We start from the raw sequence: 24,935 nt of genomic DNA on the forward strand, positions 1-24,935 counted from the left end.
TCAGAGACCATATTAACCGTGTATTTCGGTATCTCAACAACCAAGTCTTCTTCTTCAACAATAGCTTGGCAACTTAGACGTGATTCAGGCTCTAACCCCCAAGCTTTATCTAGCATATCATCTTCTAATTCATCAGACTCTTCAATTGAATCAAATCCTTCACGGATGATGACATGACATGTGGTACATGCGCATACTTTTTCACAGGCATGCTCTAAGTCAATATCATTTTTTAGAATAGTATTTAAGACAGTATCGCCTTTATCCGCTTCTAACACTGCACCTTCTGGGCATAACTCTTCATGAGGTAATACAATAATTTTTGGCATTTTTAGTTCTCTGTTAACTTTTACAATTTTTCAACTGACTGGCCGCTTAAGGCCTTATTAATTGAGCTATCCATTCGACGCTCAGCAAAAACAGCACTAGCTTGATCTAATTTTTCTATTGTCGCTTCAATAGCATCAGCATCGTCACCTTGGCTAATATCTGCCAATAGCTTTATAACATCTTCAATAGCTGTAGTTTCGTCTACTGAAAGTAAATGGTTATCTTGTTTAATAGCCGCTTGAATCGATTCAATGACTCTTGCAGCTTCAACTTGCTGCTCTTTAAGCATACGCGCATCTATATCTGCTTTAGCATGACTCATAGAGTCTTTTAGCATTTGGGTGATCTTGCTATCGTCTAAACCAAATGAAGGTTTAACCTCGATACTCGACTCTACACCTGATGATTTTTCCATCGCTGTCACTGATAACAGACCATCGGCATCAACTTTAAAAGTAACACGAATATGTGCCGCTCCTGCGGTCATTGCAGGAATACCACGCAGCTCAAAGCGTGCTAAAGAACGACAATCATCTACTAATTCTCGCTCACCTTGCAACACATGAACCGCCATCGCCGTTTGTCCGTCTTTAAAGGTGGTGAACTCTTGTGCTTTCGCAACAGGGATTGTGGTATTACGAGGAATAACTTTCTCCACCAAACCACCCATGGTTTCTAAACCTAATGACAAAGGAATAACGTCAAGAAGTAACATGTCGCTATCAGGTTTATTGCCGGCAAGAATATCAGCTTGAATTGCAGCGCCAATGGCAACGACTTTATCTGGATCGATGGAAGTTAATGGCGTTTTATTAAAATACTTTTCTACTTCACTGCGCACTAGAGGAACACGAGTAGAGCCACCAACCATTACAACTTCAATTACTTCATCAACGCTAATACAGGCATCTTTTAGACTACGGCGACAAGCACGTAAGGTCTTTTTCACCAGTGATGAAATAATACCCTCAAACATTGATTTAGTCAGTGTATAAGTCCAAGTACTTTCACTTGAAACACTGACATTTATTTCTACGCTATCTTGTGTGGTTAACTGCTCTTTTGCCGAGCAAGCCTGTTGCATAAGCTGTCTTTCAAGCGAAGGGGAAAGTGGTCTTGTTAACCCCGACTGTTCAACAAAATAATCGGCTAATGCAACATCAAAATCATCACCACCTAAGGCCGAGTCGCCTCCTGTTGCAAGGACTTCAAACACACCTTTATTAAGGCGTAAAATTGAAATATCAAAAGTACCACCACCTAAATCATAGATAGCAATAACACCTTCTTGACCTGAATCCAAACCGTACGCTACAGCGGCAGCCGTTGGTTCATTTAATAAACGTAGTACATTAACACCAGCCAATTTAGCCGCATCTTTTGTACTTTGACGCTGAGCATCATCAAAGTGTGCCGGTACAGTAACCACGACACCTGTTAACTCACCACCGAGTGCTTGTTCAGCACGTTGACTCAAAGACTTTAAAATTTCTGCCGAAACTTGTACAGGGTTAATATTACCCTGGCGAGTGACAATTTCTGGATGGTTCTCATCGCCACAAAACTGGTAAGGTAAAGAAGGATATTTACTTTGTATATCACTTAACGAGCGACCAATTAAACGTTTTGCTGAAACAATGGTATTTTGTGCATCACTAACACTTAATGCTTTCGCATCATCACCCACTAATATGGAATTTTCTTGATATGTCACTATTGACGGGAGAATATCGCGACCTTGGTGATCAACAAGCGTTGTAGCTTCACCACTTTGCACACTAGCGATTAATGAATTTGTTGTACCTAAATCGATACCCGCAGCTAATCTATGCTCATGAGGTACTGTACTTTGACCGGGTTCTGCTATTTGTAATAAAGCCATGGGTTCTTAATTTTATAAGTTAGTTTGTTAGGCTAAGGCCTAACTTACACAATGAAAGTTACTCATCATCAAAGAGGCTATCTTCTAAACGCTCTACTTCGATATTAAGTTTTTGATAAAATTTTAATTTACGTAAATTATCACAGGCAAGTAAGTTAGCCGCATCCGTATTTTCATTCACTTGCGTTTGCAATAAAGCAAAATGCTGTTGGTATTCTTGCGCTAATTCTTGTTGAGCAGACTCTAGCGCAGAATCAATATCATCAGAAAATTTAACTTCCGCTAACATCTCTCTCAATTCCATTTGCCGCATCAAAAAGCTAGTATCGCCAAAAGTATGTTGCTCATTGGGCAACTCAACACCACGAAGCGTAAGAAGGTATTCAGCTCGCTTTAGCGGTTGTTTCAACGTTTGATAGGCATCATTAATTTCAGATGATTTTTGCACTGCGATTAACTGCTCTTGAGAAGAGGCATGAGCAAAGCGATCTGGATGAACGGCCTTTTGCAACGATTGATACGTTTGAGATAATTGTGCTAAATCGATATCAAAAGATATTTCGATATCAAATAATTGAAAGTAATTCAAAATAATACTCACGGATATTTATATAAACTGTGACTAGATAATTTTTAAATTATAACAAATTTAGCTTGAAGATAGTTTGTTCTGCTGCAAGGCAAAAGCACGGAGTTGACGTTAGTCAATGAGTACTTTCAACGATGCAACAGAGCAAAATAGCAATAAGATTAATTTGTTATTACTTGTTAGACGTTGAAAGACTCTCCACACCCACACTCACCTTTGGCGTTAGGGTTAGTGAATTTAAAACCTTCATTCAAGCCTTCTTTAACAAAATCTAGCTCAATGCCTTCAAGATAAACCAGACTTTTAGTATCGATGATAATTTTAACATCTTCGATATCAAAAACATTATCGTCTTCATTAAGGTCATCAACGAACTCAAGTACATAAGCCAAACCTGAACAGCCTGTTGTTTTAATACCTAAACGCAAACCAAGGCCTTTACCTCGATTTGTCATAAAAGATTTAACACGCTCTGTTGCCGCTGGCGTCATGATAACTGACATACTTCTTATCCTGTTTTCTTATTGACTAATGAGTCATTAACCATTTTTACTTTTATAGTCTTCAATAGCCGCTTTAATTGCATCTTCAGCTAAAATTGAACAGTGAATTTTTACTGGTGGTAACGCTAATTCTTCAGCGATAGCAGTATTTTTGATTTCACCAGCTTCATCAATTGATTTACCCTTCACCCATTCAGTCACTAATGAACTAGAAGCGATGGCAGAGCCACAACCGTAGGTTTTAAATTTAGCATCTTCAATAATGCCTTCATCTGAAATTTTTAACTGTAATTTCATAACGTCACCACAAGCGGGTGCGCCAACCATACCAGTTGCTACTGATGGATCACTTTTGTCCATAGAGCCCACGTTACGCGGATTTTCATAATGGTCGATTACTTTTTCACTATAAGCCATTTTTCTTTCTCCTCACTGTGACAATAGGCAGAGCCTAGTGTCCAGCCCATTCAATTGAGTCTAAGTCGATACCGTCTTTAAACATTTCCCAAAGCGGTGACATGTCACGTAAGTGACCGATAGATTTTTGTATGATATTGATTGCGTGATCTATTTCTTCAGTAGTCGTGAAACGACCGAAACTAAATCGAATAGAACTGTGCGCCATTTCATCATTTAATCCTAATGCACGAAGTACATAAGAAGGCTCTAAACTAGCAGAAGTACAAGCGCTGCCTGATGATACTGCTAAATCTTTCAATGCCATAATCAATGATTCACCTTCAACGAAGTTGAAGCTTACATTTAAATTACCTGAATAACGCTTATCAGCATCACCATTAATGAAGACTTGCTCCATGCTATTTAAACCTGCCCATAGGCGGTCGCGCATAGCTGTTACATGCTCAAGATCTTGTTGCATTTCTTCTTTAGCGATACGGCAAGCTTCACCCATACCAACAATTTGATGCGTTGCTAGTGTGCCAGAGCGCATACCACGTTCATGGCCACCACCGTGCATTTGTGCTTCTAAGCGAATACGTGGTTTACGACGTACGTATAGAGCACCAATCCCTTTAGGGCCATACATTTTATGTGCAGATATTGATAATAAATCTACTTTTAAATGCTGAAGATCAATGTTGATTTTACCGGCACTTTGCGCAGCATCAACATGGAATATAATTTTACGAGCACGACACATCTCGCCAATTTCGCTAATGTCTTGTATAACACCAATTTCGTTATTTACGTGCATGATACTTACTAAAATAGTGTCATCACGCATTGCTGCTTCAAGCTTATTAAGGTCAATCAAGCCATTTTCTTCAGGATCAAGGTAAGTAACTTCAAAACCTTGCCTTTCAAGTTCACGACACGTATCAAGAACCGCTTTATGCTCGGTTTTACAAGTAATGATATGCTTGCCTTTTTTGTCGTAAAAATTGGCAGCACCTTTAATAGCAAGGTTATCAGATTCAGTGGCACCAGAGGTGAACACAATTTCACGAGGGTCGGCATTAATCAATTCTGCGATTTGATTACGTGCTATATCTACAGCTTCTTCGGCTTGCCAGCCAAACTTATGCGAACGTGACGCAGGGTTACCAAAATGACCATCGGTGGTCATGTATTGCACCATTTTTTCTGCTACACGTTTATCAACAGGGGTAGTAGCTGAGTAATCAAAATAAATAGGTAGCTTCATTTGCTCTCTTTCTCCACTTGTACGGATTTTCTAAAATCGATCTAAAAAATTAATACATTACATATTAATAGGAATAATGGTTTCAAACGAAGGTTCTTTCTTCGTAGAAATATGTATCTCATCTTGTCGTTTAGAAACAGTTTTCACGTCACTTTTAGCCACTAATTCTGCTAGGGTAATATTTTGTAAAAACTCTTCTATTCGGTTGCTTAACCCTTCCCATAATGAATGAGTTAAACATTGTTCTCCGCCTTGGCAATTGCCTTTACCTTGGCATTTTGTTGCGTCAACGCTTTCATTTACAGCACTAATAACATCAGCAACAGCAATTTGAGCAGAGCATTTTCCTAAACGATAACCACCGCCAGGACCTCGAATGCTAATGACCAAACCATTTTTACGCAGTTTTGAAAATAACTGCTCTAAATACGAGAGTGATATTTCTTGTCGCTCTGAAATGTCAGCTAATGACACCGGACCATTGGCAGCGTGTATAGTTACATCTAACATTGCTGTAACAGCATAGCGACCTTTAGAGGTTAGTTTCATAATGTACTCTTTCGTGCATAGAAATTTTATACGTTGCCAAATAAAAACTTTCGGCTTAGCAAAACTACTTGTTCATAGCCTATTGGCGCGCAATTTTACATAACCTTAAAATTTAATCAAGTATATACCTGACTAATATACTCAAGTATTTTACACCAACTTCTTTGCAGCGAAAAGGAATAGTTGACTATTTTAGTCAACTATTATTTCAATTGTTCGATAAAGACATGAAAAACAATGATTTTTAGATAAATTAAATTTCAGGATCAAAGCTAGCAACTTTAAGCTCACGACGTTTAGCGGCAGCTTTTTCATCTTCAACAAATTCACCTACTCTTAATTCAGGTAAGCTTTCGGAGCAAACATCGCCTCCTAGGTTATTGACTTCTTTACACAGATTAGCGACTTTATCGTCCATTAAGTGCATATGATCTAACAATCGACCTATTGCTTTTGCGACCGGGTCAGGATTGTCGGTAGAAACGGCATAAGCATCAAAACCAAATTTCTTCGCGGCTTTATTTCGAGATTCTTTACCATCGTGACCATTTAACTTTTCTTCAGAATCTAGTAATGAATTACCATTACTATTCTTGCTGCTTACAATACGGGCAGGAATACCTACTGCGGTTGCATTTTCAGGCAGATCTTTTACCACAACGGAATTAGAGCCTACTTTACCACTCTTCCCTATAGTAATAGGACCCAGTACTTGAGCACCTGCACCGATAACAACATTATCTTCTAAAGTAGGATGACGCTTACCAGAGTTCCAACTTGTTCCCCCTAGTGTTACACCATGATATAAAGTGACATCATCACCAATTTCAGCCGTTTCACCAATAACAACGCCCATGCCATGATCGATAAAAAATCGGCGACCGAGTGTTGCACCGGGATGAATCTCTATACCTGTTAACCATCGAGAAAAGGTCGATAAACTTCGTGCTAACAATTTCCAATTTGCACGCCATAATCGGTGACTTAAACGGTGTAACCAAATAGCATGCAATCCTGGGTAATTCAGCAATACTTCAAAGGTAGTGCGTGCTGCGGGATCTCTGTCAAAAACACTGTTAATGTCTTCTTTCATGCGGGTGAACATACTTTTTCCTTACATACTTCTCTAGTTGAGATTTAGACTTACTTATTAGCGGCTCTTTCGATTGAAGCTAAGATACCACGCATCATTTTAATTTCTTTTACATCTGGACGAGCACGATTATATAAACGTCTTAATTTCGTCATTACCAAACCTGGGTGTTTATCACCAATAAAGCCAGTTGCTTTAAGTGCATCCTCAAAATGTTGATAAAAGCGTTCAGTTTCTTCCGATACTGGATATGCTTCATCATCTTCATTATTTGCGCTAGAAGAACCCTTGCCGACATAACTGCCGTTACCTGTACTTTGTTCCTCACTTGCATCCGCTAGTGATAATAAGTAGCTAGTACGAACTTCATAACTTAATGTTTGTACAGCCATCGCAAGGTTTAAAGAACTGTAGTCTGGGTTAGCTGGAATTTGCACATGAAAATGACAAAGCTGTAACTCTTCATTAGTTAAACCACTGCTCTCTCTACCAAAAACTAAAGCGACAGGATAATCGTTTGCTTCAGCCACCATCTTTTCACCACAGTTTCTAGGCTCAAGCATAGGCCATGGAAGTGTACGCGAGCGAGCACTTGTGCCAACGACTAAACCACAATCACTTATCGCTTCACTCAATGTACTAACCACTTTTGCATTAGCCAATACATCAGTAGCACCTGCTGCTAAAGCTTGTGCTTGCCCATTCGGCATTTCGATAGGATCAACTAATATAAGTTGGCTTAATCCCATTGTTTTCATCGCTCGGGCAGCGCTACCAATATTTCGACAGTCTGATGTGTTTACTAACACAATACGAACTTGCTCTAATAAATTACTTTTCTTTGCTGGTGAATTCGAATCTGACATTTTACTCTACGCTCATATTTAGCTTTTATTTAGGGATAAACTACCCTGCTTCATGCCTAAGATTCTACCATAGAAGATTACTGCTGTGCTTGTTAAAAAGCACGTATTATCAATAAACCAAGTTTGTTTAAGCTAGTTTATTTTTCTATATGAAATTATATTTAAACAATAATATTTTATTACTTAAAGTATCGCCGTCTATTTATTGAACGTTTTATGAATAACTTTATCGCCAAAGGTTTAAAATTTTGCTATACTTCGCGCGCTTGAATTTTGAGGATGTTTTTCTTCAATTCAGCATCGTTCTTTTAAAAGCCATTTACAAATAGGTACTCTATTATGCATCCCATGCTAAATATTGCCGTGCGCGCTGCGCGCAATGCAGGAAAAGTTATTATCCGCTCTTTTGAGCAACTAGATAAAGTTGAAGTTGAATCGAAAGGCACTAACGACTTTGTTACCAGTGTTGACACAGCAGCTGAACAAGCAATTATTGAAACTATTCGTAAATCATACCCAGAGCACACTATTGTTGGTGAAGAGTCTGGCGTATTAACAGGCTCTGATGATGACTATCAATGGATTATTGATCCTCTTGATGGCACCACAAACTTTATTAAAGGTATTCCTCATTTTGCCGTTTCAATCGCATTGAAAGTAAAAGGCAAACTTGATCAAGCTGTTGTGTTTGACCCTATTCGCGGTGAACTTTTTACTGCAAGTAGAGGTAAAGGAGCACAATTAAATGGCATGCGTATTCGTGTTAAAGCTCATAAAGACTTATCTGCAACAGTTTTAGCTACTGGCTTTCCTTTTAAACACAAGCAACATACTAATGCTTACATGGCAATGTTCGCTTCATTATTTCAAAAAACTTCAGATATGCGTAGAGCTGGCTCTGCGGCTCTTGATTTGGCATACGTTGCTTCTGGTCGAGTAGATGGTTATTTTGAAATAGGTTTAAAGCCTTGGGATACCGCGGCAGGTGAATTATTAGTTATTGAAGCTGGTGGTTTAGTGACAGATTTTACTGGCGGCCATAACCACGTGAAATCAGGTAATATTGTAGCTAGTAGTACTCGATTACAAAAAGAAATATTAAAAAGCATCCGCCCACATTTGGGGGAAGCACTAAGTAAGTGATATAACCAGAACTTACTTATGTGCTAAGTTGATATAATTTTTTTTTATTAAAAAGCGCCTTATGGCGCTTTTTTTGCTTTACTTACTTTATGAGCAAAGATTAATAGTAGTAACCACAATGATAATTCCACCTTCAAATAAACAAGCATTTCTTTCTGGCGAAGTCGCATTAGTCGGCGCAGGACCAGGCGATCCTGACTTATTAACTTTACAGGCCTATCGTTTTATTCAGCAGGCTGAAGTCGTCATTTACGACCGATTAGTTAGCGCCGAGATAATGGCCTTACTCCCTGAAAACTGTAAAAAAATTTATGTTGGTAAAAAGCAAGCAGACCATCGTGTCCCTCAGGAAGGTATTAATCAATTACTAGTCGATCATGCCAAGCTAAATAAAAGAGTTTTGCGATTAAAAGGTGGTGACCCCTTTGTTTTTGGTCGCGGTGGCGAAGAAGCCCAATTTATACTTGCTAACGATATTCCTTGTCATATTGTGCCAGGAATGACTGCTGCTTCAGCCTGCTCTAGCTATGCAGGTATCCCGCTAACTCATCGACAAGTTGCCCAATCTTGCACCTTAATAACCGGTAATGTGCAAGATAATGGTGCATTAGATTTACCATGGCAGACCTTAAGTGATACAAAACAAACTGTCGTCTTTTACATGGGTATAAAAAGTTTACCGATTATCACTGAACAATTAATTAATGCTGGACGTAATGAAAACACTCCTGCGGCATTAATTCGAAAAGGAACACATTCAGATCAACAAGTGGTAAAAGGCTCTTTAAAGAACTTAGCTGAATTAGTAACGCGTCATAATATTAAGCCACCGAGCTTAATCATTATTGGTGATGTTGTTAATACATTTGATGCCGGACAATTACAAAACTTAGGCTATTTATCGCCGAATTATAATAGTACAAACAAAAATGAAATCACTAGCAAATCGTAACAAAAATGTAACAATCCTTAATAAAAACTAGTAAAACTAGTCCGTTTTTCGTACAGTACATTATTCAATTAGACTTTAGTCTATAAAGTTCGCTAGATAGATGGATTTGTAACGCTTTCTTGCCATTGGTAAGCCTGCAAAATAACGACTTTAAAAGATCTAATTAAGTTGTAACAACTCTGCCAAAGAGCAGATAAATATAATAAATAAGACTATTACAATGGCTGCGCAATTAAGCGAAGATTTATCACAATTTAAAACAATTATATTAAGTCTGATTTCATACGCTGTTCATCCTAAATTAGACACCTTAATTGAAAAACTAACTCCTGAGCTTCCAGGCTCTAAGCGCTTCCTAATCAAAATGGAAATAAAGCGCTTATCCAAACCATGTAATTTAGTGATGGATTTTCGTCCATATTTTGATCATTGTCAGCCAGTACAACATGAAAACGTTTGTCATTATTTGGATGAAATATCTAAAACGCTTTTCGTTGACAGCGTCAAAAACAATCGAGGCTTGTTTAGTATTCATATTTACAATGAGCTAAATGAAAAAGCTAAATTACGTCATCGAGCTATGGTTAATGCTGAAAATGAAGCTAAAGCTCATAGCAAAATTGCCATTGAAGAAGTACAACAAGTCAGCCTAGTCAATGACGACTTTTTTGATGAACCACAAGTGAATGCGAAATCAAAATGTCGGTTGTTCAGTTATGATCCTCTCGGAATGTCAAAAAAAGGCAAACTGGAAGTGGGAATTGAAGTATCTCCCCTAGATGTAAATGCGAGTGGCTGCGTAATTAAAACCCCATTACAAGCAATAGTTGATACCAGTGAGGTCGTCTATTTATGGTTTTACGATCATGATAGTGTTTTAGACTTTCAAGATGAAATTGTCCTTGAGTACACAGTTGAAGATCATAAGAGACCACAATCAGGGAAATCTAGCCATTATTTACTTAAGTTAAGTCAAGTTTCTGATAATAAGATGCTTGGCGCACTTAATGACTTATTAACTAAGCGCGTTCAATTACTTAATAAATCCCAAAGTAAACAAATACAGCCATTAATCGCTTCTATCAATGCTAAATGTCATGAGCAATTCTTATTAAGTAATACACTAGATATCCCAATGCTGTGCGCACGGTATCAGACGGGTTGGCGACCGTCTATCAGTTTACAAACTCCGAGTAACCTCGGTTTGTGGAACTTCTTTGCTGAAGAAGATGGTTATGAACCCCTAACGCGCTTATTTGGTAATAAAGAAATTCAAGCAGCTTTAAATAGTCAACAAGAGTTCGATGATTACGCTTATATACTTAAGCATCAATACCTTGAAAATGATCAAAATAAACAGCAATTTGTTATTATTTGGCAAAGCCAGTTAGCAAACGACTATGCTGCAAGTAGCCTTTTAAGTAAGCAAATCCTTACGGGTGATTATCGTTACATTCGCTTAAGAGTGTTGAAAGTTAATGCCCAACAAGACGCTCATGTCCCTAGTGCATTACCTGATTATATTAGCCCTGCAATGGCGGTTTTAAATCGCCCTCATAATAAGCAAACGTCGACATTACTTAAAGCAAGTAGCCAACTCGCTATATTAACAGATGTTACTGAGCTTAATGATGTTTTAGCGCTACATGATGCACTTGCAGTTACAGATGTACAGCAGTCCAGTGAAACTGCACTTAAGTTTCCAGCAAAATTTTCACTGCCCAAATTAGCTAGAAAGTCCACTATGGAAGTGGTTGCTATAAATAATAATGACTTACGTACTGAAGATAGGTTTGAGTGCGAATTAGCATTAACCTTAAGTTATAGTGATAAGCTGCCAATCAATATTAAAGGTAAAACCAAAAATATATCTACCAAAGGTATGTTAATTGAACTAGAAAAACCTGTTAAGTTAAAGCCTGGCTCAGACCTTCGTCTTAAAATAGAAGTTCCGTATCGTGGTAAATTGTTAGCCATGCCAAACCAGTCATATCAATTGCTTAGTAGTCAAGATGATCGTCTGTTACGTGTCGTCATCAATGGTCATGACAATAAGCATGCTGCTTGCCAAGCATTTCGTGAATATATTTATCAAAACATGGATAATCTACCTCATTGCGGCTTCGAGCAAGATAGTATTTATGGCCTTCAAAAAGCAATGCGTAATATATACGCCAATAATCATTTATCTGTGCCCTTCTTCATACACCAAGATAAACGTCAGTGGCATATTAGCTCTGTTGCAATGAATCAACACACGCAAATTAAACCTTTTGATGACGAAGAAGCGTGTCCAAAAGCATTACTGCTAAAAATGGTTGAACAAGAAAAGTTTAGAAATTATTGTTTATCATTACTCAATAGAATAAATGCTGAAAAACCCATCGAAGTTTTTTATATTTTAACTATACCGAGGAAATCACAATCGAGTGAACAATTCACCTTTTGGTTTAGCGATATAAAACAACTACAAACTAGCGGCAAGCTTAACAATGTACTCGATAAAATACGCAGTATTAAAAAGCCTAGTATTCTTAGAGTACAACTGTCTAAACCGAGTAAAATAATCGATAAGTATTTTCGTGACGAGTTAAGTTATCTTGAACAAATTTCTGCATCACATGCGCATGATCTTACTAATGCGATGTCCTTGATGACTGGAATTGGTGAGATCACCGATCATACAGAGCAAGTGCTACAACTGTTTGACAATTTTATTGTCAAACAGGAATTAGCGAATGCAGGCTAGTCACTTCAATAAAATTAACTGTTAAGGCTACTTTATTTTGGTTGGTTAGCTTGTGATCTGGCACGGCGAGGTTTATGACGCTTACCAGCAGGCTTAGTATTAGCATTGTTGTTTTTAGACTGCGCCTGATGCCCCTTAGATAAATGCTGCCCATCTTTATGCTCAACTTTGGTCGTATTAGGCTTTTTAATTTTTTTTGGTTTTTTGGCTTTTAAAGGCCTTAGTTGACGAGACTCTCCTAGCTCATTCACTGGTGTGAATTTATCTAACGGTTTACGCTCGATATGCTGTTGAATAACATGCTCGATATCCCATAATAATTTTAATTCATCAGCGCAAACTAAAGACACAGCTTGACCTGTGTTACCTGCTCGGGCTGTTCGCCCAATACGGTGAACATAATCTTCTGGCACATTAGGTAAGTCAAAATTTACCACGTTAGGTAATAGATCTATATCGATTCCACGAGCCGCAATATCTGTTGCCACTAAAATTTGTACTCGGCCATCTTTAAAAGAAGCGAGCGCTTTTGTACGTGCTCCTTGGCTTTTATTACCATGGATAGCTGCTGCAGTTAATCCTTCAGCCTCTAGATGGCGAGTCAGCTTATTAGCGCCATGTTTAGTTTTAGTAAACACCAGAACTTGTCGCCAATTATTCTCTTTAATTAAATGGGTCAGTACAGCTGGTTTGCGCTTTTTATCTACCGCGGTTAACCATTGAGTCACTTTTTCTGCGGTAGAGTTTTCTGGATTCACCGAAATTTCTAATGGTTTATGTACTAAGCCTTTCGCCAAAGCACGAATATCAGGTGAAAACGTTGCCGAAAAGAGTAAGTTCTGTCTTTTAGCCGGCAGAACGGCAATTATTTTTTTGATGTCGCGAATAAAGCCCATATCCAACATGCGATCGGCTTCATCCAAGATAAGTACTTCAAGTTGTGAGAACTTCACTGCATTTTGATTATATAAATCAAGCAATCTACCTGGCGTCGCGACTAATACATCAACCCCTTGTCTTAAGCGCATCATTTGTGGGTTAATTTTAACGCCGCCAAATACAACGGTAGAGTGTAAATTTAAATACTTACCATAGCCGGTGATACTGTCACTCACCTGCGCAGCTAATTCACGCGTTGGTGTTAATACTAAAGCACGAACATTGTTTGCTGCTACCTTAACGCCTTTTTGACTACTTAAGCGTTGTAATAAAGGCAGGGTGAAACCAGCTGTTTTTCCGGTACCCGTTTGGGCAGCCGCCATAACATCTTTACCTAAGATAACCGCAGGAATCGCCTGTGCTTGGATAGGTGATGGAGTATCATAACCTTGATCACGTACCGCTTTTAACAGTGGCTCTGATAGGCCTAATTCGGTAAATTTTTGCACAGTTGAACTCATAAATAATCTCTTGATGTAAAGTTGCGATAGAAGGACAGCGAGTTATACCAAGTACATTAATTAATTGACCACTTAGCGAGAATTAAATTAGTGTAATTGGTATTAAAGGCGTGCAGCATACAGCAAGGGTCATTGAATTGGTACAAATATAGTTTAAACACTGCTCTCTAAAAACAATAAAGCCGAGCAACAGTGTTGCTCGGCCTTTTAAAACGGTTAACAGTGAATGCTTTTTAAGGCATCATCATTTCGTCTTGTTCTTCACCTTCTTTCTCAATAACTTCCGGGATTAAATCTTCTCTGGAAATACCTAAAGATAATGCCACTAACGATGCTACGTAAATTGAAGAGTAAGTACCTACAAAAACACCAAATAATAAAGCGGTGGCAAAACCGTGAATTAAGGCACCACCTTTAAAGAATAACGCCGCTAATACTAATAACGTTGTTATTGAAGTGATGAAAGTACGACTTAACGTTTGAGTTAAAGAAATATTAATAATATCTTCTGGCAGCGTATCACGTATTTTTCTAAAGTTTTCTCGAATACGATCTGAGACCACAATAGTATCATTGAGTGAATAACCAATTACGGCCAATATTGCTGCAAGTACCGTTAAATCAAACTCTAATCCTAAAATTGAAAACAAACCTAAAGTAAGTAGTACATCGTGAAATAAAGCCACAACAGAGCCAATAGCAAAACGCCATTCAAACCTGAAAGCAACGTAAACTAAAATACAGATCAGTGCTGTTAGCATAGCTAAACCACCCTGCTCTGCTAATTCATCACCAACACTTGCGCCAACAAATTCGATACGACGCATATCAATTTTTTGACCTGTACCGTTTTCAAGTATGGACAGTATTTCATTACCTAGCATTTCAGCTTTAACATCTTCGCGTAGGCCAAGACGAATAACGACATCACGACTACTGCCATAAAACTGAACTTTGGCATCATCATGACCATTTTCTTGCATTAGACTACGTAAGTTTTGTAAGTCTGCCGCTTGTTCAAAACCCACTTCGATAAGCGTTCCACCGGTAAAATCTAAACCAAAGTTTAATTTATTGGTAGCTAGAGAAGTTATCGCTACTATCATTAATACCGCACTGAAAACCATCGCGAATTTGCGATACTTCATAAAGGAGACGGTTTCTTTCAATCGTAAAATTTGCATAATATTTAAATTCCCGTCTTATCTATATTGGTAGCTTTTTAAGGCTTTTACCGCCCCAAATTGCATTAACTATGGTTCTTGAGCCTACCACTGAAGTGAACATTGATGTCAATATACCGATAGACAATGTTACCGCGAAGCCTTTCACAGGGCCTGTACCAACAGCAAATAAAATTAGCGCTGCAATTAAGGTGGTGATGTTGGCATCAATAATGGTTGAAAATGCTGCATCATAGCCTTGATGAATAGCTTGCTGGATAGTTTTACCTTCACGTATTTCTTCTCGAATACGCTCAAATATCAAAACGTTTGCATCTACTGCCATACCAACAGTTAAAACAATACCCGCCATACCAGGCAAGGTTAACGTGGCTCCGGGGATCATTGACATCACACCAACAATTAACACTAAGTTTGCACCTAATGCAAAGTTAGCAACAATACCAAAAGCTCGGTAATAGATAATCATAAAGATAAAGACTAGACCAAAGCCCATCATAATCGCTTGGAAGCCAAGTTGTACATTTTCAGCACCTAACGTTGGACCAACAGTACGCTCTTCAACAATCGTTATTGGTGCAATTAACGCACCTGCACGTAATAATAACGCTAAATTATGTGCTTCTGCTTGAGAGCCTGCACCAGTAATACGGAAGCTTTTTCCTAATCGAGCTTGAATAGTGGCAACCGAAATAACTTCTTGTACTTTTTCAAAGATAATGTTGCCTTCAGGGTCACGTCGCTCAGTAGGCTTATATTCAATAAATACCGTAGCCATTGGTTTACCAATATTACTCTTAGTGCCGTTTGACATTTTAGAGCCACCGGCACTATCAAGTGAAATATTAACTTGCGGACGAGAATATTCATCAAAACCTGATTTAGCATCTGTGATGTGATCACCCGTCAGCATAATACGTTTTTTCAGTAACGTTGGCTTACCATCTTTATCCGTTAATAGAATAGAATTAGCTGGTACGCGACCATTTAGTGCGGCTGATAAGTCACCTTCGGTATCAACTAATCTAAACTCGATAGTTGCCGTAGCATTAAGGATCTCTTTAGCTTTAGCTGTATCTTGAACACCCGGTAATTCAATAACAATATGTTTCTTACCTTGGCGCTGAACTAGCGGCTCGGCAACACCTAATTCGTTAACACGGTTACGAATAATGGTAATATTTTGTTGAAGGGCGTATTCACGAATCTCTTTGAGTTTCACCTCAGTCATTTTCGCCGTTAAGGTTAACGTATCTTCATCGGTATCAAGTAATAAATCGCGATAGCGTTTTTTCAATAACGATTGACCTGCGTCTAAGTCTTCAACTTTTCGAAATTTAACCACTATGGCATCATTATCTTCTTTTACGCTACGATAACGAATTTTTTCATTACGTAAATCACCACGAAAATCAGCAACCATGCCTACTTTGGCTTTATTAATGGCTTCTTTCATATTAACTTCCATTAAGAAGCTAACACCACCACTTAAATCCAAACCTAATTTCATTGGTGCACCACCAATGCTTGCTAGCCAATCAGGCGTATCAGGCGTTAGGTTTAGAGCAACTGAATACTGTTTACCTAAGTTATCATCAAGTACATCACGCGCTTTTAATTGCTCTTCGGTGTTTTTAAAACGTGTTAATATTTGACCATTTTCTAAAACGATACTGGCATAGTCAATTTCGTTTGCAGCCAAATGCCCTTTAATTGTGTCAAGGGTGGTAACATTTGCTTCAACACCACGTAATCCCGACACCTGTACAGCAGGATCTTCACCATACAAGTTAGGAGTGGCATAGAGCGCACCAAGTGCAACGATAAACGCCACCATCAGTGTTTTCCATAAAGGGTATCTATTTAACACAATCTGTCCTTTTTATTACTTAAATCTAATTCTATAACTACAAAACTATAACGGTAGTATTCAAGCTCGACGCTAGTTGTTGCTGTAGCAAAAGGAAACACGCAGTTGACGAACGTCAATGAGTATTTCCGATACTGCTACAGTGACAAATAGCTATGAGATTAAGTGCTACAAACTTTTCATTGTGCCTTTAGGTAATACTGCGTTTATTGCACCTTTTTGTACTGTCACTTCAGTACCTTCAGCGATGCTAACAACAATAAAGTCTTTTTCATCTGAAACTTTAACGATTTTACCAACAATACCACCTTGCGTTAATACTTCATCACCTTTTGATAAAGCTGACATTAAGCTTTTATGCTCTTTAACACGTTTAGCTTGTGGACGATAAATCATAAAGTAAAAAACTAAACCAAACACAGCTAGCATGATGATCATTTCCATACTGCCTCCTGCTGGGGCTGGAGCGGCTGCTGCGTGGGCTGTACTAATAAATAAACTCATAATATCCTCTTATACTTCTTTTAATAATAAATAAAATTGTGCTAAAAATAGCCTAAACTTGTTCACTACCTTCCGCTAACGGTGGTACGGGTTTATCCCTTAAGGCATAAAATTCTTCCACAAAGGCGTCTAATCTACCTTGCTCTATCGCATCACGCAAACCTTGCATAACTTTTTGATAAAAATGTAAGTTATGCAGTGTATTTAACTGTGATCCTAAAATCTCTTTACACTTATCCAAATGATGCAAATAAGCACGTGAATAATTTTTACAGGTATAGCAATCACATGTTGGATCTAAAGGTCCGGTATCAGTCTTATTACTGGCATTACGAATTTTAATCACACCCGTATTGACAAATAAATGACCGTTACGCGCATTTCGTGTTGGCATAACACAGTCAAACATATCGATACCGCGACGAACACCTTCAACTAAGTCTTCAGGTTTGCCTACTCCCATCAAGTATCGGGGCTTATTCTGGGGAATCAAGGGGGCGGTGTGATCTAATATGCGGATCATATCTTCTTTGGGCTCGCCTACTGATAAACCACCAATAGCATAACCATCAAAATCAATCGCTTTTAAGCCATTAACTGACACTTCGCGTAAATCTTCATACATGCCACCTTGTACTATACCAAAAAGCGCATTAGGACTATCGCCATGTGCATCTTTTGAACGTTGTGCCCAACGTAAAGATAACTCCATAGAGTCTTTAGATTCTTTATGTGTTGCTGGGTATGGCGTACATTCATCAAATATCATGACGATATCAGAATTTAAACTGCGCTGTACTTCCATAGAGCGCTCCGGCGTTAACATAATTTTCTCACCGTTTACTGGCGAGCTAAAGCGAACACCCTCTTCTGTAATCTTGCGCATTTTACCTAAGCTAAAGACTTGGAAGCCGCCTGAATCGGTTAAAATGGGTTTATCCCAATTCATATATTCATGTAAACCGCCATGTTGCTCAATTATATCTGTGCCTGGGCGCAACATTAAGTGAAAGGTATTACCTAAAATAATTTCAGCACCCGTTGCTGCAACTTCTTCTGTTTTCATACCTTTAACGGTGCCATAAGTACCGACAGGCATAAAAGCTGGGGTTTCGATTGTGCCACGGTCAAACGTTAAACGTCCTCGGCGCGCTTTACCATCGGTATTAAGCAGTGTGTATAGCATTTTTTTGTTCATAAATATTTCCTTTACCTACCAGCGAGACAGGCTGATGGTTGTTTACAATAGCGCGAATAAATTCCCGCTTACGATGTTTTCGTTAATTCTTGTTTAGTCAGAAACATGGCATCGCCATAACTAAAAAAGCGATATTTTTCACTGATTGCGTGTTGATACGCGTTAATAATATTGTCATAGCCAGCAAAAGCGCTAACTAACATTAATAACGTTGATTCAGATAAATGAAAATTAGTTAACAGTGCATCCACTAATTGGAATTCATAACCTGGGGTGATAAAGATATCTGTATCACCATAAAATGGCGTTAGCTCAGTACCTTTTTCTAGTGATGATTTAGCTGCACTTTCTAAAGAACGAACTGAAGTAGTGCCTACCGCAACGATTCGGCCGCCATTCGCTTTAGTGTTATTAATTTGTGCCACAACGTCTTCGCTAACTTCGACATATTCAGCATGCATAATGTGGTCAGCAATCTCATCCACTTTCACGGGCTGAAAAGTTCCCGCTCCCACATGCAGGGTAACAAAAGCTAATTCAACACCTTTAGCTTTTATTTGCTCTAATAATGCGTCATCAAAATGTAAGCCGGCTGTTGGCGCAGCGACTGCGCCTGGCTTTTCGTTATAAACCGTTTGATAACGTTCTCTATCGCTAGTTTCATCAGGTCTATCAATATAAGGTGGCAGTGGCATATGCCCTATTTCATCTAAAATGGAGAGTACAGATTGTTCTCCTTCAAACTTCAATTCAAATAATGCACCATGTCGAGCTACCATAGTGGCTTTAGCCTTACCTTCTAGCAGCAGCTCTGCGCCCACTTTTGGGGATTTGCTCGCGCGAATATGTGCCAACACCGTATTTTTATCGATTAAACGTTCAACCAATACTTCTATTTTACCGCCACTAGATTTTTGACCGAACATGCGAGCAGGAATAACCCGAGTATTATTAAAAACCAGCAAATCGCCTGCATTTAATTGCGATAAAATATCCGTAAAGCCTAAATCAGCAGTAGCGCCGGTATTGCCTTCTAGCACCATTAATCGACTCGCGGTTCGATCGGCTTTTGGAAATCGAGCGATTAGCTCGTTAGGTAAATCAAAGGAAAAATCTGAAACTCGCATGGTAATTAATTAAACTGCCTTTTTGCTTAAGCCGCCACAACGGAAGCCAAGCATATTGATGAAAACAAAACGCGTAATTTTAGTGCTCTACACTATGAATGGCAAGTGAAATAAGCAAAGTTAATTTGCCGACTCTGAATTGAAATTACCCTTGTTTGATACACAACAACATAATTGCTAATTATATTCAGTATTTATCTGAAATAACCTATCCAATCGCTATTTTTAAAGTATGCTCATAGATAATGAAAATTAAATAATAGACTGTCATTATGAATAACCTTGCTTTTTCTGTCGCTAAAACAATTATCAATGGCTTTGATCGCCATATACACCTTTTCATTGAAATCACTCAATCCGCCAAGCAACGATTTCAACAATGCCAATGGAGTGATGTTCAAAAAGCCGCAAAGGCAAGAACAACCTTTTATGAACAGCGAGTAAAAGAAACGTTTAATATAATTAAACAAGACTTTTTCATTGAAACCCTTGATGATGAATTATGGCTGCAAGTAAAAAAAGAGTTTATTGAATTACTTGCCTCTCATAATCAACCTGAATTAGCAGAGACTTTTTACAACTCTGTATTTTGCCGACTTTTTGAGCGAAAGTATTATCACAACGATTACATTTTCGTTGAAAGCACAGCACAACGTTTAGATGATAGACCTACTCCTAAAATTTATACTAGCTACAAACCCGCGGAGAAAGGTTTAAAGCAAACAATTTGCGAAATCATGAATTCACATAAAAGCACGGTGCCTTTCATTGATTTAGAAGCCGATGTGGACGTACTAATTAGTGCCTTTCGCCGCAAAGCCCACAAAACTCGCTTTAAGTTAGAAGATTTACAGTTTGATATTTTAAACTTTACTTTTTACCGTAATAAAGGTGCTTATCTTATTGGGCGAGTTATCTCCCCTGCGGGTGAAACGCCTTTTATTGTTTCGGTATTAAATAATGAACAGGGCAGCTTATATATAGATGCTTTGTTAACCGACAGTGAAGATATGGCGGTAGTTTTTGGTTTTGCGCGTGCTTACTTTTTTGTTGATTGCCAACACCCTTACGCTTTAGTTAACTTTTTACAAAGCTTAATGCCACATAAAACCAAAGCAGACCTATATTCATCCATCGGTTTTCATAAACAAGGTAAAACACAATTCTATCGAGATTTTTTAAACCACCTTGAGCAAAGTAATGATGAATTTGAGCTAGCCGCAGGGATAAAAGGTATGGTGATGTCGGTATTTACCCTGCCCTCATACCCCTATGTATTTAAAATAATTAAAGATAAATTTTCCCCTAGTAAAAACATGACTAAAAAAGATGTGAAAGGAAAATATCACTTAGTTAAGTTACACGACAGGGTTGGCCGTATGGCGGATACCATGGAGTATTCTGAAGTGGCTTTTCCCAAAAATAGATTCAACGATGAATTGCTAGCAGAGCTACAAAAAGTTGCCCCTTCTATTATTCGTTATGAAGGTGAAGGCGATGAAGAGTTACTTATTATTGAGCATTTATATATAGAACGTCGAATGGTACCGTTAAACTTGTATTTAGCTAAAGCGACAGATGATGAGATAAATAATGCTCTGTATGGGTACGGGCAAGCCATCAAGCAATTAATATCTGCTGATATTTTCCCTGGTGATATGTTACTAAAGAATTTTGGTGTTACACGTCACGGCAGAGTAATCTTCTACGATTATGATGAAATTACTTATATGAATGAGGTTAATTTCAGAGTTAAACCGATTGCCAGAACAGAAGAGCAAATTTACGCCGCAGAGCCTTGGTATTCAGTTGCTCCTGGTGATATGTTCCCGGAAGAGTTGGCTACTTTTGCTTTAGCTAACCCTAAGTATTTGAAGGCATTTAAACTCCATCACGAGGACTTATTAACGGCTGAGTACTGGCAGCAATGTCAGAAAAATGTTGCTGATGGTATTTATGAAGATGTTTACCCTTACCCTGACAAATTTAGGTTTTGTCGAATGAGAGAGAACAATTAATCAACAAAGTATACCTTGCGGAGCTTGTTAGCGGTTTAAGCCAATAACAAGCGCCGGTTAATAGCGAAGACATTTGTCTATTTAACAGACAAACAAACTAACATTTTAGAATAATTCGCGATTAAGGCTTTACCTTTGGCTACGCATCAGTATAATTCGAATCCGTTGCAGGGGTGTAGTTCCAATTGGTAGAACAGCGGTCTCCAAAACCGACGGTTGGGAGTTCGAATCTCTCCACCCCTGCCATTTTCCTTTCTAGTTCTATTTTCTTAAAGTAATCTCAAAATAACTGTCTGACATAAGCTTTCTTATCATCCTTAAGTCTGTCATTATTAGCCCAATATTAATAATCACTGTTCAACATTTCATTATGGCCATTACTCCTAGACAATTTGACCAACTCAGTGAAATGGGAATATCCCTTTGGCAAAGTCGCTCACAATCCTCAACAGAGCAAACGACTGCTGATACTTATTTAGCACAAAATCAACAAAGCTTAGCATTGCTCATTAAGCAACAACTATTCAGTGATATCTTGCTCTGTTTAAATTTAAGCGTTGGGGAAGTCGAAGCGAAAAATGATCATCTCGATGTTGGACTATTTAATTGGTACTTTAGTAATAACAATGTAGCTCAGCATGAATCAAGTACTCAAGAGCCGCCAATTTACTACATAGAAAATAAACTATTTAGTCCGAGCATTGATACTATATCCCAATCATCAACCTTAAAAAAACAGCTATGGCAAACACTAGCTAAGCATTTAGCATCATGACCGCATCTACTATTTTTTCCTCTATTACCTTAAATGATATCGATACTCTGATGCCGATAGAAGAGCAATGCCATTCACATCCATGGAGTAGAAAAACCTTTTCTACTTGTATTGGCGGTCGATATTTTGGTGAGAAACTAACTGAGACACTCACTGACAATCATCAGGTAATCAAAGGCTTTTATATTGGTGAACTTGTTATCGACGAAGCAACGCTAATGGATATTTGCGTTATACCGAGCGAGCAAGGTAAAGGCTATGGTAAAAAGCTGTTAAATCAATTTATTGAACAGGCTAAAGCTCAGGGCGCGCTAAAAATATGGCTTGAAGTTCGAGCGAAGAACATTAGCGCACAAATGTTATATATGAATGCAGGCTTTATTGAAACCGGTCGTCGCACTGGCTATTATCCAAGCGCCAGCGGTTTTGGCTATGAAGACGCGATAGTTATGTGCTTATCTTTATAGGTTAATAGTAAAAAACCTTCAAAACATCACACTAACCATTAAAACAATAAGTGATTATTTACAATATAAACAACCACTTATTAGTTATCAATTAGGTTTTTCATTTAATTACCTTTGCTGTCGATGATTATCCAAAGCATTCATTTCGGTATTCCATTGAGAAATATCTAAACGCTTTAACTGCCATATAAAATCACTGGTGTTACCCAACATAGTAACCAATTTATTTATCATACCAATCTCCTTTTAGTACTCACATTAATCACTGAATGTAGATGATTCTGAATCATCATAATCTACTTCTAGTTCTTTAAATGCTGCCATATTATTTTTAACAATATTATTGTTATTGGCTGACAAAGCGCGATTTAGATCAGCTAAGGCACCGGCATTATCATCAGATGCAAAACGAACAACACTACGATTACTGTATGCGATAGATTTGATAAACTTACTTCGGCTACTTCTCGCCTTTAAATTCGATAAAGCATCTATTGCTTGGCTACAAGCGGCGTTCGCTTTTTCATAATTATTCAGTTTGAAATTAGCGACACAAACCCCCGTTGCATGATCATAAGTCGATAATGCTTTTTCCCTTTCTGCGCTTAGCTTTTCCAAACCTGTCAAGTATTCGCCAGCAACAATTTCATTGCTGCCAACACTGCCTTTTATCACAGCTAGTTTTAAAGGCATAGAATTAACACTCGTTGTCACCAGTGAGCTAGCCGCCACTATCATAGCTATCAGTGAAGTAGATATTTTCAATATTTTCATTATTTTCTCCTTAAGTTAAGTAAAGTCTTTCGTTAAAGACAATGACACTTTAAAGAGATACGTTCGTAGCGACAAACGATAAAAAAACACCTAACGGATGAATAAATTTAACCTATCAGTGATAAATACAATCACCTTAACTTACAAAGTTTTCCTTAACCCAGCCAGCAAAAATAGTTAACTCAGGGGCTGATTCAATAAACTCATGCTGTAAAAGATAATATTTGTCATTAGTCACCAGCTCTTGTTCAAATAATCTAACTAATAGCTGCTCACTAAACCAAGCGCGGCTAATTGGCATGGGAATAAGTGCTATCCCCATGCCTTGCTGAGCCGCTCGAGCAACACCGAACATGCTATCCAATTGAATAATTTGTTTAGGATCAAAATTATCAAGGTCATTTTTATCAGCCCACTGATGCCAAGCCCATGGACGCGACAAATGTAGAATAAGAGGAACAGAGCTAAGTGCATCAAGCCCTTGGGCAGCATATTTGCTATAGAGTTTTTTATTACATGCAGGAACATATCGAACAGGAAATAATTCATGCACTACGCTGCTATTTGGTTTATCACGAGATAAAACAATAGAAAGATCAGTATTGGGCGTTACTTGGCTCGCCGTTTTGATAGTTTCTAACTGTAAGTTAATACTTGGATTTAATTCTGCCCATTGACTTAATTTAGGCACAAATATTTCGCTGGCAAAAAACTCAGGTAAACTAATAGATATAGTTTTATTTTGTTGGCTATTAGTAAAATCACTAATTGTTTGTTCTAAATTAGCAATAATTGGTTGAATAGAATTATAAAATTGTTTGCCTGCACTTGTTAGTTCAATTGATCGTGTCTGTCGTTTAAATAAGGTGATACCTAATTGCTCTTCTAAACTTTTAATTTGATGGCTAACAGCCGATGGGGTTAAATATAACTGTGAAGCGGCATGCTTAAAACTTAGACACTTTGCTGCAATACAAAAGGATCTTAATCCTCGAATAGGTGTTTGGATACTCATAATAGGTTCAAGTAAATAATAGACATATACCCTCAGCAATCATCACACCAAAAAAAATACCATAAAAAATCAAGGCATTAGAAAAAATTAAGTAAAACTATATATAATAGCTGAACTAATAACTTACTTCTGCTCAATAATGGTGCAAAAAAAAAGGGCACTCATGATGCCCTGACAAGAATAATGTTTGTCTAATTGCTAAGAAACCGGGGAAGACTTCTAAAACAAGATCAGGATATTCATTTTAGACAAAAGCAACAAACGATAAAAAATAACCTGAT

At 38.0% G+C, this 24,935-nt stretch carries 24 protein-coding genes and 1 tRNA gene; 7 read left to right on the top strand and 18 right to left on the bottom strand.

Features of this window, described 5'->3' with window-relative positions:
- From fdx to trmJ, 9 genes are all read right to left on the bottom strand, one after another.
- Positions 1–329, bottom strand: a 329-nt coding sequence (fdx, locus tag AC27IF_RS14995; protein ID WP_487055150.1) for an ISC system 2Fe-2S type ferredoxin, incomplete at its 3' end; no start/stop codon positions are given.
- Between the two features lie 20 nt (positions 330–349).
- Positions 350–2,212, bottom strand: a complete 1,863-nt coding sequence (hscA, locus tag AC27IF_RS15000) for a Fe-S protein assembly chaperone HscA (RefSeq protein ID WP_487055151.1) — start codon at positions 2,210–2,212, stop codon at positions 350–352.
- Between the two features lie 58 nt (positions 2,213–2,270).
- Positions 2,271–2,813, bottom strand: a complete 543-nt coding sequence (hscB, locus tag AC27IF_RS15005; RefSeq protein ID WP_487055152.1) for a co-chaperone HscB — start codon at positions 2,811–2,813, stop codon at positions 2,271–2,273.
- A 167-nt stretch (positions 2,814–2,980) separates the two neighbouring features.
- Positions 2,981–3,304: an iron-sulfur cluster assembly protein IscA gene (gene iscA / locus AC27IF_RS15010; RefSeq protein WP_487055153.1), complete on the bottom strand. Its 324-nt coding sequence runs from the start codon at positions 3,302–3,304 to the stop codon at positions 2,981–2,983.
- Positions 3,305–3,340: 36 nt separating this feature from the next.
- Positions 3,341–3,721 carry a Fe-S cluster assembly scaffold IscU gene (gene iscU, locus AC27IF_RS15015; RefSeq protein ID WP_487055154.1) on the bottom strand — a complete coding sequence of 127 codons (381 nt, stop codon included), beginning with the start codon at positions 3,719–3,721 and terminating at the stop codon, positions 3,341–3,343.
- Between the two features lie 34 nt (positions 3,722–3,755).
- Entirely contained in the window at positions 3,756–4,970 is a 1,215-nt protein-coding gene (locus AC27IF_RS15020) for an IscS subfamily cysteine desulfurase (RefSeq protein WP_487055155.1), read from the bottom strand.
- A gap of 57 nt (positions 4,971–5,027) precedes the next feature.
- Positions 5,028–5,519, bottom strand: coding sequence for a Fe-S cluster assembly transcriptional regulator IscR (iscR, locus tag AC27IF_RS15025; protein ID WP_487055156.1), 492 nt, complete (start codon positions 5,517–5,519; stop codon positions 5,028–5,030).
- Positions 5,520–5,772: 253 nt separating this feature from the next.
- Positions 5,773–6,624 (bottom strand): serine O-acetyltransferase, encoded by an 852-nt coding sequence (gene cysE / locus AC27IF_RS15030; RefSeq protein WP_487055157.1) that lies wholly within the window; start codon positions 6,622–6,624, stop codon positions 5,773–5,775.
- A gap of 38 nt (positions 6,625–6,662) precedes the next feature.
- Positions 6,663–7,478, bottom strand: coding sequence for a tRNA (cytosine(32)/uridine(32)-2'-O)-methyltransferase TrmJ (gene trmJ, locus AC27IF_RS15035; protein ID WP_487055158.1), 816 nt, complete (start codon positions 7,476–7,478; stop codon positions 6,663–6,665).
- A 339-nt stretch (positions 7,479–7,817) separates the two neighbouring features.
- On the opposite strand from trmJ, the gene suhB reads away from it, so the two are divergent.
- The 3 genes from suhB (at position 7,818) to AC27IF_RS15050 (ending at position 12,322) form a co-directional block, all read left to right on the top strand.
- The gene (gene suhB / locus AC27IF_RS15040; protein ID WP_487055159.1) at positions 7,818–8,621 is read left to right on the top strand and encodes an inositol-1-monophosphatase; all 804 of its coding nucleotides are present in this window, start codon (positions 7,818–7,820) and stop codon (positions 8,619–8,621) included.
- Positions 8,622–8,739: 118 nt separating this feature from the next.
- Positions 8,740–9,573 carry a uroporphyrinogen-III C-methyltransferase gene (gene cobA / locus AC27IF_RS15045; protein ID WP_487055160.1) on the top strand — a complete coding sequence of 278 codons (834 nt, stop codon included), beginning with the start codon at positions 8,740–8,742 and terminating at the stop codon, positions 9,571–9,573.
- 220 nt (positions 9,574–9,793) lie between these two features.
- Positions 9,794–12,322 (top strand): PilZ domain-containing protein, encoded by a 2,529-nt coding sequence (locus tag AC27IF_RS15050; RefSeq protein ID WP_487055161.1) that lies wholly within the window; start codon positions 9,794–9,796, stop codon positions 12,320–12,322.
- A 32-nt stretch (positions 12,323–12,354) separates the two neighbouring features.
- Here the strand turns inward: AC27IF_RS15050 and AC27IF_RS15055 are convergent, their stop codons facing one another.
- The 6 genes from AC27IF_RS15055 to queA all read right to left on the bottom strand — a co-directional run bounded on the left by AC27IF_RS15055 (position 12,355) and on the right by queA (position 19,605).
- Positions 12,355–13,722 carry a DEAD/DEAH box helicase gene (locus AC27IF_RS15055; protein WP_487055162.1) on the bottom strand — a complete coding sequence of 456 codons (1,368 nt, stop codon included), beginning with the start codon at positions 13,720–13,722 and terminating at the stop codon, positions 12,355–12,357.
- A gap of 233 nt (positions 13,723–13,955) precedes the next feature.
- A complete protein-coding gene (gene secF / locus AC27IF_RS15060; protein ID WP_487055163.1) occupies positions 13,956–14,906 on the bottom strand; it encodes a protein translocase subunit SecF in 951 nt (316 codons plus the stop codon).
- A 22-nt stretch (positions 14,907–14,928) separates the two neighbouring features.
- Complete coding sequence (gene secD, locus AC27IF_RS15065) at positions 14,929–16,776, bottom strand: protein translocase subunit SecD (RefSeq protein WP_487055164.1); 1,848 nt, start codon at positions 16,774–16,776, stop codon at positions 14,929–14,931.
- Between the two features lie 168 nt (positions 16,777–16,944).
- On the bottom strand, positions 16,945–17,280 hold the full coding sequence (yajC, locus tag AC27IF_RS15070) for a preprotein translocase subunit YajC (protein ID WP_487055165.1): 336 nt from the start codon (positions 17,278–17,280) through the stop codon (positions 16,945–16,947).
- Positions 17,281–17,332: 52 nt separating this feature from the next.
- Positions 17,333–18,466 (bottom strand): tRNA guanosine(34) transglycosylase Tgt, encoded by a 1,134-nt coding sequence (tgt, locus tag AC27IF_RS15075; protein WP_487055231.1) that lies wholly within the window; start codon positions 18,464–18,466, stop codon positions 17,333–17,335.
- Positions 18,467–18,546: 80 nt separating this feature from the next.
- A complete protein-coding gene (gene queA, locus AC27IF_RS15080) occupies positions 18,547–19,605 on the bottom strand; it encodes a tRNA preQ1(34) S-adenosylmethionine ribosyltransferase-isomerase QueA (protein ID WP_487055166.1) in 1,059 nt (352 codons plus the stop codon).
- 272 nt (positions 19,606–19,877) lie between these two features.
- On the opposite strand from queA, the gene aceK reads away from it, so the two are divergent.
- The 4 genes from aceK to rimI all read left to right on the top strand — a co-directional run bounded on the left by aceK (position 19,878) and on the right by rimI (position 22,865).
- Complete coding sequence (gene aceK / locus AC27IF_RS15085; protein ID WP_487055167.1) at positions 19,878–21,623, top strand: bifunctional isocitrate dehydrogenase kinase/phosphatase; 1,746 nt, start codon at positions 19,878–19,880, stop codon at positions 21,621–21,623.
- A 169-nt stretch (positions 21,624–21,792) separates the two neighbouring features.
- Positions 21,793–21,869: transfer RNA gene (locus tag AC27IF_RS15090), tRNA-Trp, on the top strand.
- 124 nt (positions 21,870–21,993) lie between these two features.
- The gene (locus AC27IF_RS15095) at positions 21,994–22,398 is read left to right on the top strand and encodes a DNA polymerase III subunit psi (RefSeq protein ID WP_487055168.1); all 405 of its coding nucleotides are present in this window, start codon (positions 21,994–21,996) and stop codon (positions 22,396–22,398) included.
- A complete protein-coding gene (rimI, locus tag AC27IF_RS15100; protein ID WP_487055169.1) occupies positions 22,395–22,865 on the top strand; it encodes a ribosomal protein S18-alanine N-acetyltransferase in 471 nt (156 codons plus the stop codon). Before AC27IF_RS15095 ends, rimI begins: the two co-directional genes overlap by 4 nt.
- Before the next feature lie 108 nt (positions 22,866–22,973).
- On the opposite strand, the gene AC27IF_RS15105 is transcribed toward rimI, so the two are convergent.
- The 3 genes from AC27IF_RS15105 to AC27IF_RS15115 form a co-directional block, all read right to left on the bottom strand.
- On the bottom strand, positions 22,974–23,099 hold the full coding sequence (locus AC27IF_RS15105; protein WP_487055170.1) for a hypothetical protein: 126 nt from the start codon (positions 23,097–23,099) through the stop codon (positions 22,974–22,976).
- Between the two features lie 24 nt (positions 23,100–23,123).
- Positions 23,124–23,639 carry a hypothetical protein gene (locus tag AC27IF_RS15110; RefSeq protein WP_487055171.1) on the bottom strand — a complete coding sequence of 172 codons (516 nt, stop codon included), beginning with the start codon at positions 23,637–23,639 and terminating at the stop codon, positions 23,124–23,126.
- Positions 23,640–23,775: 136 nt separating this feature from the next.
- The gene (locus tag AC27IF_RS15115; RefSeq protein ID WP_487055232.1) at positions 23,776–24,648 is read right to left on the bottom strand and encodes a LysR family transcriptional regulator; all 873 of its coding nucleotides are present in this window, start codon (positions 24,646–24,648) and stop codon (positions 23,776–23,778) included.
- Between the last annotated feature and the right edge of the window lie 287 nt (positions 24,649–24,935).

The organism is Colwellia sp. KS18-150, assembly GCF_057551365.1.